Here is a 14,623-nt window from a genome sequence, read left to right on the forward strand (position 1 = left end):
TCTATTTACAATTTATTGAAAAATTGGAAGATTTTTGCTTTAAATTACCGCCGATAGCGTGACGATTCGGTTACACTCATCACCGCGCTATTTTCAGGGTAATACATCATCACTTCCTGATGATGAAGGACGAAAGGAAACAACGATGAAGAAAACTTTAGTCGCATGTGCCGCAGGTTTACTGTTGGTGGCGGGGTCGGCTAATGCCATCAGCATGAATGGTGAGGCAGGGCAACATTACACCAATCTGGGCATTGGCATGGGTACCTCAACCACCGGTTTAGCACTGAGCGGTAACTGGTTACGCAGCGATCATGACGGTAACGTCGGCAGCCTGGGGTTGGGGTTTAGCCTGCCGGTTGGCCCGCTGATGGCAACCGTGGGCGGTAAGGCGCTTTACCTTAGCCCAAATGACGGTAAGAGCGGCGCGGCGCTCGCGTTGGGTGGCGGCTTGCAGTGGACCCTCAATCGCTATTTCAGTCTGTACGGTGAAGGTTATTTTGCCCCAGAATCGCTGACCAGCGGCGTTAAGGCGTATAACGAAGTCAACGGCGGCCTGCGCTGGAATGTTTTCAGCCCTCTCAACGTCAATGCAGGCTATCGTTATGCCAACATTGAAGGTAAAGATGGCCACCGCGACAACAAGGTGGCCGATGGCCTGTATATCGGTGCAGGTCTGAGCTTCTGATCATGATGGGGGCATCTGCCCCCACATTCAGCCGTTACCCTACCGCTGGCAACATACCGCTGGCGATGCCAAGTTGAATGGCAATCACCGTTATTCCACAGACAAACACCAGCGCCAGTGCCGGTGTACCGCCCCAGACACGGTAATTGGCTTGATGCTGTTGGCGTGTTTTCCAGACCAATAGCGAAGGCAGCAGCAGGGCCAGTATCGACAGCGCAATGGCTGCAAATCCCAATGCCAGCACAAATCCACGCGGATAGAACAGCGCAAACGCCACCGGCGGCAGGAAAGTAATGGAGCCGGTTTGCAAGCGGCCACGCGCATTGTCCTGACGTTTAAACAAGTCGGCCAGGAAATCAAACAGCCCGAGTGAAACGCCGAGGAATGAGGTCGCCAGTGCCAAGTCGGCAAACAGGTGTACGGCCAGTTCCACATGCGGGGAGGCAACCACGCCGCGTACGGCCTGCAATAAACCGTTTAGCCCGGCCTGTTGCGCCAGAATGCCGACGAAAGTACTAGAACTGATGCTGCCCAGCGTAGCCAACTGCCAGAAGATGTAGGCAACCAGCGGAATGGCGCTGCCGATGATGAAGATCCGGCGCAGTTTGCGGACGTTTCCGCCCATATAGTTGACGATGCTGGGTACGCTACCGTGAAAGCCAAACGAAGTGAAAATCACTGGAATAGCCGAAAGCGCCAGCCCTTGTTCCAGCGGTAGCGTCATCAGGTTGGTTTGATGGATATAGGGCATCATCAGGCCGAGCATCACGATCAGGAAGATGATTTTGGCGCTAAACAGAATACGGTTGAACAGATCGACCGAGTGGGTGCCGACACAAACTATGCCACCTGCCACCAGAGTGAACAGCAACACGCCAAGATAGGTTGGGAAATCCTGCGTAGTCCATTGGCTAATACTGACTGCCAGCAGTTCACCGGCTCCGCTGATGTAGGCGGCCGTCAGTGCGTACATCAGAAACATCATGCTGAAACTGGTCAGCCACTGACCACCGCTCCCCAGATAGCGCCGTGCCAGCGTGCCCAAGCCAGTATCAGCCTGCTCATGTTGATAAACTTCCACCAACAACAGGGCGGTATAGCACATCAATAGCCACAACCCAACCAACAGGGCCAAGGTGACACCAAAACCAACCCCTGCGGCTGCCAGCGGCATGGCCAGCATTCCGGCACCAATGGTGGTGCCTGCCACGATAAAAACACTGCCCAGAGTGCGATTCTTCACATTTTTCTCTACTAGCTTATGACTTTGGGCGGCAGAATAGTGGATTGCCCATTTTGTGTCAAACCGACGTTACGAAGAGTGTATACTTATCTTTACGATGCTAGGGTGGTGCTGTGGCAGTAAAAAATGCTTCAGATAAGCAATATCGTTTCACGCGCAGTGAAAAGTTGTTTACAGGCTTCTGCATACCCTTCATCTTGCAAATTGCGGGGTTGCCGATCGCAGCCAAATGGATGAGTCAAAAATGCGGGAGAGACCAATGTTAAGGGTGGAGATGCTCAGCACCGGTGATGAGGTGCTGCATGGGCAAATTATAGATACCAATGCGGCCTGGCTGGCGGATTATCTGTTCCAGCAAGGTTTACCGATGAGCGGACGCGAAACGGTAGGAGATAGCCTCTCCTCTTTGGTGGAAATATTGCAGGAACGCAGCCACATCGCCGATGTGCTGATCGTCAACGGTGGTTTGGGGCCAACCAGCGACGATCTCAGCGCGCTGGCTGCGGCCAATGCCTGTGGCGTTGGTTTGGTTGAGCATCCTGAATGGATTGCCCGTATGGAAGCCTTCTTCGCGGAGCGTGGCCGCCCGATGGCGGCATCTAATCGTAAACAGGCACAGATCCCGGCCAATGCTGAAATGTTGGATAACCGTGTGGGTACCGCCTGTGGCTTCGCACTGACGCTCAATAAATGCCAGATGTTCTTCACGCCCGGCGTGCCTTCTGAATTTAAAGTGATGGTTGAAGAGCAGATTTTACCGCGTCTGCGTCAACATCTGACTCTGCCAGAACCCCCGCTATGTTTGCGTTTGACCACCTTTGGTACGTCGGAAAGCGATCTGGCTGCTGAGTTAGACGGCATGGCATTACCGCCAGGCGTGGTGCTGGGGTATCGTTCTTCCAGCCCGATTATTGAATTGAAGCTGACAGGCCCACGCACTCAGCAGGCTGCGATGGAGCAGGCATGGGAGCGGGTGCGCGAAGTGGCGGGGGACAACAAGATTTTTGAAGGCACGGCAGGATTACCCGCATCATTGGCAGAACGTTTGCAGCAGCAGGGGTTGAAATTGGCTCTGAGCGAGCAATTTACCGCGGGTTTAATCAATCTGCAGTTGCAGAACGCAGCGGCACCGCTGGCAGGAGGCGAGTTGCTGCCCGCGCACTGCTCTGAGCCGCTGGAAACGGTGTTGGCGCGCGCGCAGTCTTTGGCTCAGCTCACTGGTTCACCATTGGCGCTGGCGGTTAGCGCACTGGAAGGCGATCGCGTCAGCGTAGCCTTGCATACGCCTAAGGGCGGTGTTGCCCAAACCGTGAGCTATCGTGCAACACGCCATGGTTTGCGGTTGCGTCAGGAATCGGTGGCGATGTTGGCGTTGGATATGCTGCGCCGCTGGTTGAATGGCGAAAAAGTGTGTGGCAAGAATAGCTGGTTGGAAATTGTGGAAATCATTGAGTAGCTAATGCCTTCAGTACGGTGATATATCCCTTATTAATCATAATATTATAGGGGATATTCGGCGTGGGATTATGCTGTTACACTCTTTGCGGGTGCTTGAGACTGTTCGTCTTGGGCATTGTGTGACAAGGCGAATAGATGAAAGCCCCAGACTGACTCTCAATCAGAATGGGGCTGCCACTACCGCCTAGACACCGGTATGGTAGCCCCTTCACAGCAAGGAGGCAAGCCATGTATAAAAAACATGCGCTGTATGCGTTAACGGTTGTATGCATTACGGTTTTAATATTTATCTGGATGATTAAAGACCGGTTTTGCGGGTTGGCAATCTACCAGAAGGATATCACTATCCTAATGTCGTTAACCTGTATGTGAAGTGGTAATCATTGGGCGGGGGAAACCCCGCCTTCTGGTATCCTGGCGTGGGTTTCAGGCACCCGACTTTATATTTCCAACTCAATATCCATCAACGGCATGCAGCAGCAGGGCAGGATCTCACCTTCGTTGAGAAATGCCAGCGGCTGTTGACGATAGGCAACCTTACCTTTCAGCAGCTTCATGCGGCAGGCGCCGCAATAGCCGGAGCGGCACTGATATTCCACCGCAACGTCGTGCAATTCCAGCACTTCAAGCAGGCAATTTTCACCTTCGGGGCAGGAGAGCTGCGTACCGGTGGCACGCAGCGTTACGGTTGGTTCAGCCACTTATAGCTCGAAATCGCTCAGGTCGTCAGCGTTGACTTCCGAGTCAATCTGGCCCACCAGATAGGAACTGACTTCCACTTCCTGTGGCGCAACTTGTACGTTATCCGAAACTAGCCAAGCGTTAATCCACGGAATTGGATTAGAACGGGTCTGGAATGGTGAGCCTAAACCCACTGCCTGCATACGGATATTGGTGATGTACTCCACGTACTGGCACAGAATATCTTTGTTCAGGCCAATCATGGAGCCGTCGCGGAACAAGTATTCTGCCCACTCTTTCTCTTGCTGCGCCGCCAGCACAAACAGGTCATAGCACTCTTGCTGGCATTCTACGGCGATCTCAGCCATCTCTGGATCATCGGCACCGGAACGCATCAGATTGATGATGTGCTGGGTACCGGTCAGGTGCAGCGCTTCATCGCGGGCGATCAGCTTGATGATTTTGGCGTTGCCTTCCATTAATTCACGTTCGGCGAAAGCAAACGAGCAGGCAAAGCTGACGTAAAAGCGAATGGCTTCCAGCGCGTTAACGCTCATCACGCACAGATACAACAGCCTTTTGATGGCGTGCAGATTCACGGTAACGGTTTTGCCGTTAACCTGATGCGTACCCACCCCCAGCAGATGGTAGTAGCTGGTCATTTCGATCAGTTCGTCGTAATAGCCGGAAATGTCTTTCGCGCGCTTGAGGATCTCTTCGTTGGTGACGATATCGTCAAACACCACTGCCGGATCGTTAACGATGTTACGAATGATGTGGGTGTAAGAACGCGAGTGGATGGTCTCAGAGAAGGACCAGGTTTCCACCCAAGTTTCCAGTTCCGGGATCGAAATCAGCGGCAGAAACGCTACGTTCGGGCTGCGGCCCTGAATGGAATCCAGCAGGGTCTGGTATTTCAGGTTGCTGATGAAGATGTGTTTTTCATGTTCCGGCAGCGCCTGATAGTCGATGCGATCGCGCGAAACGTCAACTTCTTCCGGACGCCAGAAAAAGGAGAGCTGTTTCTCGATCAACTTTTCGAAGATTTCGTGTTTCTGCTGGTCAAAACGCGCCACGTTGACTGACTGGCCGAAGAACATCGGCTCAAGCAACTGGTTGTTTTTGTTCTGAGAAAAAGTGGTGTAAGCCATAAGCTTGAATCCATTAGTGCCGTGCTGAATTAAAGGGGCCAGAAGAATTCTGGCCCGCTGTGCAAACCTTAGATCTTGCAGGCGCCGCTTTCACAGTCGTCATCACTGCCTTTGGCTGGCTGCATGTCTTCCTGGATATCGTCCGCACCGTCACGGGTGTTCTGATAATACAGCGTCTTCACGCCGAACTTGTAGGTGGTGAGCAGGTCTTTCAGCAACTGCTTCATCGGAACCTTGCCACCTGGGAAACGGGTTGGGTCATAGTTGGTGTTGGCAGAGATCGACTGATCGATAAACTTCTGCATCAGGCCAACCAGTTGCAGGTAACCGTCGTTATTCGGCATTTCCCACAGCAGTTCGTAGTTGTCTTTCAGACGTTCATACTCGGGCACCACTTGGCGCAGGATGCCGTCTTTCGATGCTTTGATGCTGACATGGCCGCGTGGTGGCTCAATGCCGTTGGTGGCGTTGGAAATCTGTGAAGAGGTTTCCGACGGCATCAGCGCAGACAGCGTTGAGTTGCGCAGACCGGTTTCTTTAATCTCTTGACGCAGAGTTTCCCAGTCGTAATGCAACGGTTCACTACAGATAACATCCAGGTCTTTCTTGTAAGTGTCGATCGGCAGGATGCCCTGCGAATAGGTGGTCTCATTGAACCACGGGCAAGCCCCTTGCTCCTGAGCCAGACGGTTCGACGCTTTCAACAGATAGTACTGGATAGCTTCAAAGGTCCGGTGAGTCAGGTTGTTGGCACTGCCATCGGAATAACGCACGCCGTTCTTCGCCAGATAGTAAGCGTAGTTGATCACGCCAATGCCCAGGGTACGGCGGCCCATCGCGCCACGGTAAGCGGCTTTGATGGGGTAGTCCTGGTAATCCAGCAGCGCGTCGAGTGAACGCACAGCCAGAGTCGCCAGCTCTTCTAAATCGTCCAGGCTATCGATAGCACCCAGGTTAAAGGCAGACAGCGTACACAGCGCGATTTCACCGCTTTCATCGTTCACATCATCCAGCGGCTTGGTTGGCAGGGCGATTTCCAGGCACAGGTTGGACTGGCGCACCGGAGCGACCTGCGGATCAAACGGGCTGTGGGTGTTGCAGTGATCGACGTTCTGAATGTAGATACGGCCGGTAGAGGCACGTTCCTGCATCATCAGTGAGAACAGCTCTACCGCTTTTACCCGTTTCTGGCGGATGCTGTCGTCTTTCTCGTAACGGGTGTACAAGCGCTCAAATTCATCCTGATCGGCGAAGAACGCGTCGTAGAGCCCTGGAACATCAGACGGACTGAACAGGGTGATATCTTCATTTTTGATCAGGCGCTGATACATTAGGCGGTTGATCTGCACGCCATAGTCCATATGGCGCACGCGGTTACCCTCAACGCCACGGTTGTTTTTCAGCACTAGCAGGCTTTCTACTTCCAAGTGCCACATTGGGTAGAACAATGTAGCGGCACCGCCACGTACGCCGCCCTGCGAGCAGGATTTCACCGCGGTCTGGAAGTGCTTGTAGAACGGAATACAGCCGGTATGGAAAGCTTCACCGCCGCGGATCGGGCTACCCAGCGCACGGATGCGGCCAGCGTTGATACCAATCCCGGCACGCTGCGAAACGTATTTCACAATGGCGCTGGAAGTGGCGTTGATGGAGTCCAGGCTATCACCGCACTCAATCAGCACACAGGAGCTGAACTGACGGGTTGGAGTACGTACGCCAGACATAATTGGCGTAGGCAGAGAAATTTTGAAGGTAGAAATCGCATCATAGAAACGTTTTACGTAATCCAGACGCGTGGCACGCGGATAACCAGAGAACAGGCATGCCGCAACCAGAATATACAGGAACTGCGCGCTCTCGTAGATCTCGCCGCTCACGCGGTTCTGCACCAGGTATTTGCCTTCCAACTGCTTGACTGCCGCGTAGGAGAAATTCATATCGCGCCAGTGATCGATAAAGGAGCCCATCTGCTCGAACTCTTCAGTCGTGTAGTCTTCCAGCAGATGCTTATCGTATTTACCCATCTCCACCATGCGCACCACGTGAGCGTGCAGCTTTGGTGGCTCAAACTGGCCATAGGCTTTTTTACGCAGGTGGAAAATGGCCAGGCGAGCGGCCAGATACTGATAGTCCGGCGCATCGCGGGAGATCAGATCGGCGGCAGCTTTGATGATGGTTTCATGAATATCGGCGGTTTTGATGCCGTCATAAAACTGAATATGTGAACGTAACTCTACTTGAGATACCGAGACGTTATGTAAACCCTCTGCGGCCCAGTCGATGACCCGGTGGATTTTGTCGAGGTTGATGCGCTCTTTACGGCCATCGCGTTTAGTTACAAGTAGACTTTGGTTCATTTTTACCTGTCCGTATGATTCCCCTAAGCAAAAAGTGTAGTCGCTCTGCTCAGTATGTAAACACTACATATAGGGGGTGGGTGTCGATGGAGTAACAAGATAGTGAGAAAGCAGGGCGTTTGCAAGTGAACAAAACCGACCTATTTTGTGGATAACTTGGGGGTGAAATCTTACAGCCCGTTCCAAGTGCGCACTGTGACTGGCACGACAAGCTTGTCAATAAGCGGGATAAGATTTTGCTAAAATCCAGAAAATTTGGATCGTTTGCCGTTTTATTAAACGTTAGAAAAAAACGGCATATTGATCTGATTTAATATTCTTAAAAACCCTTTACATCGTGTTTTTTGATCGAAAGCCAAAAAATTAGATGTTTATCTTAAACTTCAGCCTTAGCGGAGCCAGCAAAGCCAGCCCCGGAGCGGTACGGCTAGGTTAACCTTCGTGCTGGGTATGAACCATATAGTTCACATCAACATTACGGCCCAGCTTGAAATGATCGGTAATGGGGTTGTAATGCAGGCCAATCATATGCTTTTCACGCAGTGGTGTGCCGTCCACCCAGCCAATCAACTCGGAAGGGCGGATGAATTTTTTATGATCGTGCGTGCCCTGTGGCACCATCTTCAGGACGTATTCCGCCCCGATCACCGCCATCAGCCAAGCTTTGGTATTGCGGTTGATGGTGGAGAAGAACACATGGCCACCTGGCTTCACCAAATGGGCACAGGCGCGAACCACGGAGGCCGGATCGGGAACGTGCTCAAGCAGCTCCATGCAGGTGACGAGGTCATACTGCTGGGGGTGAGCCTGCGCATGGCTTTCTACAGTTTCCTGCACATAGGTGACTTGCATACCGCTTTCCAGCGCGTGCAGGCGCGCTACCTGCAGCGGCTCGGCTCCCATATCCAGGCCGGTGACATCAGCGCCTTCGCGCGCCATGCTTTCGGCCAGAATACCGCCGCCGCAGCCGACATCAAGCACCTTCTTGCCAAAAATGCCGTTGGCGCGTTGCATGATATAATTCAGGCGCAGCGGATTGATCCGGTGTAGCGGTTTGAACTCACCTTCCAAATCCCACCAGCGTGAGGCCACTGCCTCAAACTTGGCGATCTCCTGGTGATCAACATTCTGCACGTGGCGGGATGATTCTGCATTCATGGGCGTTATTGGCTCCTGGTTTTCTATTGTGCGGATTATACATGTTCCGGCGCAGTTGCCCCAATAACGCTAAGTTGCCGGGTATATTTTCCAGTAAAGCGCGCTTTGTGATATAGTTTTACCCCTTTGGCACTATGCCAGGGCAGATGAATCATTCAGTATGAGGGATAGCAGCTCCATGAGCGACCTTGCCAGAGAAATCACACCGGTAAATATCGAAGATGAGCTGAAAAGCTCGTATCTGGATTATGCGATGTCCGTTATTGTCGGGCGTGCGCTGCCAGATGTTCGTGATGGACTGAAGCCAGTACACCGCCGCGTTCTGTACGCGATGAATGTATTGGGTAATGACTGGAATAAACCCTACAAGAAATCGGCCCGTGTCGTCGGGGACGTCATCGGTAAATACCACCCACACGGTGACAGTGCGGTTTATGACACCATTGTCCGCATGGCCCAACCGTTTTCGCTGCGTTATATGTTGGTGGACGGCCAGGGTAACTTCGGTTCTGTCGATGGCGACTCCGCCGCGGCAATGCGTTACACCGAAGTGCGCATGTCGAAAATTGCTCACGAACTGCTGGCGGATCTGGAAAAAGAGACCGTCGACTTCGTGCCGAACTACGACGGTACCGAGCAGATCCCGGCGGTTATGCCGACCAAAATTCCCAACCTGCTGGTTAACGGTTCATCCGGTATCGCCGTGGGTATGGCGACTAACATTCCGCCGCATAACCTGTCTGAGGTTATCAGTGGCTGTCTGGCCTATATCGATGATGAAAACATCAGCATCGAAGGCCTGATGGAACACATCCCAGGCCCGGACTTCCCAACGGCGGCGATCATCAATGGTCGCCGTGGTATTGAAGAAGCTTATCGCACCGGCCGTGGCAAAGTGTATATCCGCGCCCGTGCTGAGGTGGAAACCGACGCCAAAACCAGCCGTGAAACCATCATCGTGCATGAAATTCCGTATCAGGTGAACAAAGCGCGCCTGATCGAGAAGATCGCCGAACTGGTGAAAGAGAAACGCGTTGAAGGCATCAGCGCGCTGCGTGACGAGTCTGATAAAGACGGTATGCGCATCGTGATTGAAGTCAAACGCGACGCGGTTGGTGAAGTGGTGCTGAACAACCTTTATTCGCTGACCCAGCTACAGGTTACCTTTGGTATCAACATGGTGGCGCTGCATCAGGGCCAGCCGAAGTTGTTGAACCTGAAAGATATTCTGAAGGCATTTGTTCGCCATCGCCGCGAAGTGGTGACCCGTCGTACCATTTTCGAACTGCGTAAAGCCCGCGATCGTGCGCACATCCTGGAAGCGTTGGCGATTGCGTTGGCCAACATCGATCCTATTATCGAACTGATCCGCCGTGCGCCGACCCCGGCCGAAGCGAAAGTTGCGCTGATTGCGCAGCCTTGGGACTTGGGTAACGTGGGTGCCATGCTGGAACGTGCCGGTGACGACGCCGCGCGCCCAGAATGGTTGGAGCCGGAATTCGGCATCCGTGATGGCAAATACTACCTGACCGAGCAGCAGGCTCAGGCGATTTTGGATCTGCGCTTGCAGAAACTGACCGGCCTGGAACACGAGAAGCTGCTGGACGAATATAAAGAACTGCTGAACGTGATCGCTGAGCTGATCTTTATTCTGGAAAACCCAGATCGTCTGATGGAAGTGATCCGTGAAGAGCTGGAAGCGGTTCGCGAGCAGTTTGGTGATAATCGCCGTACTGAGATCACAGCCAACACCTCTGACATCAACATCGAAGACCTGATCAACCAGGAAGATGTGGTGGTTACGCTGTCGCATCAGGGCTATGTGAAATACCAGCCGTTGACCGACTATGAAGCACAGCGTCGTGGTGGTAAAGGCAAGTCTGCCGCCCGTATTAAAGAAGAAGACTTTATTGATCGCCTGCTGGTAGCCAACACCCACGATACGATCCTGTGCTTCTCCAGCCGAGGTCGTTTGTACTGGATGAAGGTGTATCAATTGCCTGAAGCCAGCCGTGGTGCGCGTGGTCGTCCAATCGTCAACCTGTTGCCGCTGGAAGCCAACGAACGCATCACCGCCATTCTGCCGGTGCGTGAGTACGAAGAAGGCTGCCATGTGTTTATGGCCACCGCCAGCGGTACCGTGAAGAAAACAGCGTTGGTTGAATTCAGCCGTCCGCGCAGTGCGGGCATCATCGCCGTTAACCTCAACGAGGGCGACGAACTGATTGGTGTGGATCTGACCGATGGCAGCAACGAAGTGATGCTGTTCTCCTCCAACGGTAAAGTGGTGCGCTTCCCTGAAGGGCAGGTTCGCTCAATGGGCCGTACTGCCACCGGCGTGCGTGGTATCAACCTCGGTGAAGGCAGCAGCGTGGTTTCGCTGATCATTCCACGTGGTGAAGGCGATATCCTGACGGTAACCCAGAATGGTTATGGCAAGCGCACTGCGGTGACGGAATATCCTACCAAGTCGCGTGCGACCCAAGGGGTTATCTCGATCAAGGTGAGCGAGCGTAATGGTCGGGTGGTCGGCGCGGTACAGGTGGAGACCACCGATCAGATCATGATGATCACCGATGCCGGTACTTTGGTACGTACCCGTGTTGCGGAAGTCAGCGTGGTTGGCCGTAATACCCAGGGCGTGACGCTGATCCGCACCGCCGAGGACGAGAACGTCGTTGGCTTGCAGCGGGTCGCAGAACCGGTTGAGGACGAGGAATTGGATAGCCTCGAGCCGGGTGTTGCGGAAGCGGAAGAAGATAGTACGCCGCTTGATGACGGTGACGACATCGCGCCTGACGACTTGGATGACGAAGACGCATAAGGCTTACCGTAGATAACGCCTGTTATCGGCGGTGAAACAAAGGGCTTGGCAGCGATGCTAGGCCCTTTTTCAGTTATATGGTTTAATTGCCGGTATGATCCAGCGGCGTTTCCCGGAATCGTTATTTTTGTGACGAACACGCGCATTACCGCTCATGTTGATATGGTATCCGATTGAAATATTTAGCCTCTTTCCGTACCACCTTAAAGATTTCCCGCTATCTGTTCCGGGTACTGGCGCTCATGCTGTGGTCGCTGGGGGCGTTGCTGACGACGTTTTATATTCTGGATATCCTGCATGAGAAAGAATCGGATATCCGACAGGAATTTAACCTCAATTTCGATCAGGCGCAGGGGTATATCCGCCATTCCTCTGACATTATCCGCGATATCAAATATATGGCGGAAAATCGACTTAACCGTTCGGCTGGCAGTCTGGATGTGTTTACCGGTGTCATTAACGGTAAAAATAGTACCCCGCTAAATTTTATTCCGCTTTACCCTGAGTCCAACTGCGCCCTCAATACGTCTTATCACGAATCTCTCACTTCGCTGAACAGCCTGATCCAATACTGGAAAGAAAATTTTGTTGCCGCCTATGATCTTAATCGGGTGTTTTTCATTGGCGGTGACAGTCTGTGTATGGCGGAGTTTGGCAGCAGCAATGCCACGGCCGATCGGCAAAACGTCCTGAAATCGCTGCATGAGCAGATACTGAAATACCGTAATACCAACAGCTTGGATAAAGGTAATAATCTCTACTGGGTCAGCCCTAGCGCTCAACGGCCAGATGTCGGCTATCTGTATGTATTGACGCCTATCTATATTGGCAACAAGCTGGAAGCGTTGCTGGGGATTGAGCAAACCATTCGTCTGGAGGATTTTATCACTTCGGGCAACCTGCCGGTGAGCGTCACGCTGCTGGATGATAACAGTGAACCAGTGTTGCGCCTGTCAAACGGCGATCGCTATGCCTCTTCGCTTTATATGTATCCGCAGGCTCACACGTATTTTGGCTATGTCGATAGCTATCACGATCTGATCATGAAGAAGGCATTGCCTCCATCATCGCTCAGTATTGTGTATTCACTGCCGGTGAAGAGTGTAGCGGAGCGCTTCAAGGTATTGATCCTTAATGCGGTGCTGTTGAACTTACTGTCGGCTGTTGTGCTGTTCAGCCTGGCTTGGCTGTTTGAGCGCAAAATGTTCCTGCCTGCGGAGGAGAATGCTTTCCGCCTTGAGGAACATGAACAGTTCAACCGTAAGATCGTGGCTTCGGCCCCGGTCGGGATCTGTATTCTGCGTATCAGTGACGGCAGCAATATTCTGAGTAATGAGTTGGCGCACAACTATATCAACCTGTTGACTCACGAAGATCGCGAACGCATTACGCGGATTATCTGCGAACAGCAGGCGAACTTTGTTGATGTGATGACCAGCAATAATAACAACCTGCAAATCAGTTTTGTGCATTCCCGCTATCGTAATGAAGATGTGGCGATCTGCGTGCTGGTGGATGTGAGCGCTCGCGTGAAGATGGAAGAGTCGTTGCAGGAGATGGCGGCGGCGGCGGAGCAGGCCAGTCAGTCGAAATCGATGTTCCTGGCCACCGTTAGCCATGAGCTGCGTACCCCGCTGTACGGCATTATCGGTAACCTGGATCTGCTACAGACCAAGGCGCTGCCGCAAGGGGTGGAGCGCTTGGTTAATGCGATGAACAACTCATCGGGGCTGTTGCTGAAGATCATCAGCGACATTCTGGATTTCTCCAAAATTGAGTCTGAGCAGCTAAAAATTGAGCCGCGTGAGTTCTCTTGCCTGGAAGTGATCACCCATATTGCGGGTAACTATCTGCCGCTGGTGGTGAAGAAACACCTCGGGTTGTACTGTTTCATCGAACAAAACGTCCCAGAGCGGCTTCATGGCGATCCGGTGCGTTTGCAGCAGGTTTTATCCAATCTGTTGAGTAATGCGATCAAGTTCACCGACACCGGTTGCATCATTTTGCAAGTGTGTACCCGTAACAACTATCTGGAGTTCAGCGTGCGCGATACCGGCGTAGGCATCCCAGAGAAAGAAATTCCCCGCTTGTTCGATCCTTTCTTTCAGGTCGGCAGCGGAGTGCAGCGCCACTTCCAGGGCACGGGTTTGGGGTTGGCGATTTGCGAGAAACTCATCAACCTGATGGATGGTGATATCGCCGTAGAGTCTGAGCCAGGGCTCGGCAGTATGTTCAACATCCGCATTCCCCTATTCGGGGCACAGTTCCCGCTGCCACAGGCCAGCGATACCTGGCAGGGGAAAACCCTGTGGTTGCAGATCCGTAACCAACGGTTGGAAAGTTATCTGATGACCATTCTCGGGGGGTATGGCGCGCTCGTACTGCGCCATGAAGGGCAAGATACGGCAGCGGGTGATGTTTTACTCAGCGATTATCCCTTGCAAGTGGCAACACCATTATTGGCACAAATTGAATTTTCTATCGGGCACATTGGGCCTTCATTGGAAACGCATCCGGGTTATTGGATACACAGCACCTCAACATCGCGGGACACCATTGTGTTATTGAACAGCCTGTTCGGTGTTGATAGTGAGCATCTCAAACCTTTGGTACAACTGCCATTGCCAGCGAAAGCCAGCGTGGTGGATAACGGAGATATCCGTTTGCTGGTGGTGGACGATCACCCGATCAATCGCCGCTTGTTGTCTGATCAACTGGCTTCGCTGGGTTATCAGGTGATTACCGCTAATGACGGTGTCGATGCGTTGGCGGTCTTGAATCACAATACGGTGGATATCGTCCTGACCGACGTAAACATGCCAAATATGGATGGTTACCGTTTAACGCAGCGCTTGCGTCAGCTGCATTTTGTCGCTCCGGTGATTGGCGTGACGGCTAATGCTCTGGCGGAAGAGAAACAGCGCTGTATCGAGGCTGGGATGGATGATTGCCTGTCGAAGCCGGTAACCTTGGAAACGCTTAATCAGACGTTATCTTATTACAGCCAGCAGGTGCGGCGGAACAGGATCGAAACGGAAGAGGTGTAGAAAAAACAAAAGGGCG

10 protein-coding genes are annotated in these 14,623 nt (G+C 52.7%); 5 read left to right on the forward strand and 5 right to left on the reverse strand.

What is annotated here, in order from left to right; all coding sequences use genetic code 11:
* Positions 1-145 precede the first annotated feature (145 nt).
* Positions 146-688, forward strand: coding sequence for a YfaZ family outer membrane protein (locus AC2A1E_RS20485; protein ID WP_484385295.1), 543 nt, complete (start codon positions 146-148; stop codon positions 686-688).
* Positions 689-722: 34 nt separating this feature from the next.
* Here the strand turns inward: AC2A1E_RS20485 and tyrP are convergent, their stop codons facing one another.
* Positions 723-1,871 carry a tyrosine transporter TyrP gene (gene tyrP / locus AC2A1E_RS20490; RefSeq protein ID WP_484385296.1) on the reverse strand — a complete coding sequence of 383 codons (1,149 nt, stop codon included), beginning with the start codon at positions 1,869-1,871 and terminating at the stop codon, positions 723-725.
* Positions 1,872-2,190: 319 nt separating this feature from the next.
* Here tyrP and AC2A1E_RS20495 point away from each other — a divergent pair, with 319 nt between their 5' ends.
* Together AC2A1E_RS20495 and AC2A1E_RS20500 are read left to right on the forward strand one after the other, a co-directional pair.
* A complete protein-coding gene (locus AC2A1E_RS20495; protein WP_484385297.1) occupies positions 2,191-3,387 on the forward strand; it encodes a nicotinamide mononucleotide deamidase-related protein YfaY in 1,197 nt (398 codons plus the stop codon).
* Between the two features lie 230 nt (positions 3,388-3,617).
* Positions 3,618-3,761, forward strand: a complete 144-nt coding sequence (locus AC2A1E_RS20500) for a Hok/Gef family protein (protein WP_156292577.1) — start codon at positions 3,618-3,620, stop codon at positions 3,759-3,761.
* Between the two features lie 68 nt (positions 3,762-3,829).
* On the opposite strand, the gene yfaE is transcribed toward AC2A1E_RS20500, so the two are convergent.
* The 4 genes from yfaE to ubiG all read right to left on the reverse strand — a co-directional run bounded on the left by yfaE (position 3,830) and on the right by ubiG (position 8,736).
* Positions 3,830-4,090, reverse strand: coding sequence for a class I ribonucleotide reductase maintenance protein YfaE (gene yfaE, locus AC2A1E_RS20505; protein ID WP_484385298.1), 261 nt, complete (start codon positions 4,088-4,090; stop codon positions 3,830-3,832).
* On the reverse strand, positions 4,091-5,221 hold the full coding sequence (gene nrdB, locus AC2A1E_RS20510) for a class Ia ribonucleoside-diphosphate reductase subunit beta (RefSeq protein ID WP_484385299.1): 1,131 nt from the start codon (positions 5,219-5,221) through the stop codon (positions 4,091-4,093).
* A gap of 68 nt (positions 5,222-5,289) precedes the next feature.
* Entirely contained in the window at positions 5,290-7,578 is a 2,289-nt protein-coding gene (nrdA, locus tag AC2A1E_RS20515) for a class 1a ribonucleoside-diphosphate reductase subunit alpha (RefSeq protein ID WP_459402050.1), read from the reverse strand.
* A gap of 432 nt (positions 7,579-8,010) precedes the next feature.
* Complete coding sequence (gene ubiG / locus AC2A1E_RS20520; RefSeq protein ID WP_484385300.1) at positions 8,011-8,736, reverse strand: bifunctional 2-polyprenyl-6-hydroxyphenol methylase/3-demethylubiquinol 3-O-methyltransferase UbiG; 726 nt, start codon at positions 8,734-8,736, stop codon at positions 8,011-8,013.
* A gap of 178 nt (positions 8,737-8,914) precedes the next feature.
* Between ubiG and gyrA the strand changes: the two genes are divergently transcribed.
* Both gyrA and rcsC read left to right on the forward strand, forming a co-directional pair.
* Positions 8,915-11,560 carry a DNA topoisomerase (ATP-hydrolyzing) subunit A gene (gene gyrA / locus AC2A1E_RS20525; RefSeq protein WP_484385301.1) on the forward strand — a complete coding sequence of 882 codons (2,646 nt, stop codon included), beginning with the start codon at positions 8,915-8,917 and terminating at the stop codon, positions 11,558-11,560.
* Positions 11,561-11,733: 173 nt separating this feature from the next.
* Complete coding sequence (gene rcsC / locus AC2A1E_RS20530; protein ID WP_484385302.1) at positions 11,734-14,607, forward strand: two-component system sensor histidine kinase RcsC; 2,874 nt, start codon at positions 11,734-11,736, stop codon at positions 14,605-14,607.
* Positions 14,608-14,623: the final 16 nt, after the last annotated feature.

The organism is Serratia sp. HNCC26DJ206 (assembly GCF_057180605.1).

Bases quoted from the DNA above. Each gene is read 5' to 3' on its own strand.
- ubiG (WP_484385300.1), bottom strand. From the start codon at position 8,736: ATGAATGCAGAATCATCCCGCCACGTGCAGAATGTTGATCACCAGGAG.
- tyrP (WP_484385296.1), bottom strand. From the start codon at position 1,871: ATGCTGGCCATGCCGCTGGCAGCCGCAGGGGTTGGTTTTGGTGTCACC.
- AC2A1E_RS20485 (WP_484385295.1), top strand. From the start codon at position 146: ATGAAGAAAACTTTAGTCGCATGTGCCGCAGGTTTACTGTTGGTGGCG.
- AC2A1E_RS20495 (WP_484385297.1), top strand. From the start codon at position 2,191: ATGTTAAGGGTGGAGATGCTCAGCACCGGTGATGAGGTGCTGCATGGG.
- nrdB (WP_484385299.1), bottom strand. From the start codon at position 5,221: ATGGCTTACACCACTTTTTCTCAGAACAAAAACAACCAGTTGCTTGAG.
- nrdA (WP_459402050.1), bottom strand. From the start codon at position 7,578: ATGAACCAAAGTCTACTTGTAACTAAACGCGATGGCCGTAAAGAGCGC.
- gyrA (WP_484385301.1), top strand. From the start codon at position 8,915: ATGAGCGACCTTGCCAGAGAAATCACACCGGTAAATATCGAAGATGAG.
- AC2A1E_RS20500 (WP_156292577.1), top strand. From the start codon at position 3,618: ATGTATAAAAAACATGCGCTGTATGCGTTAACGGTTGTATGCATTACG.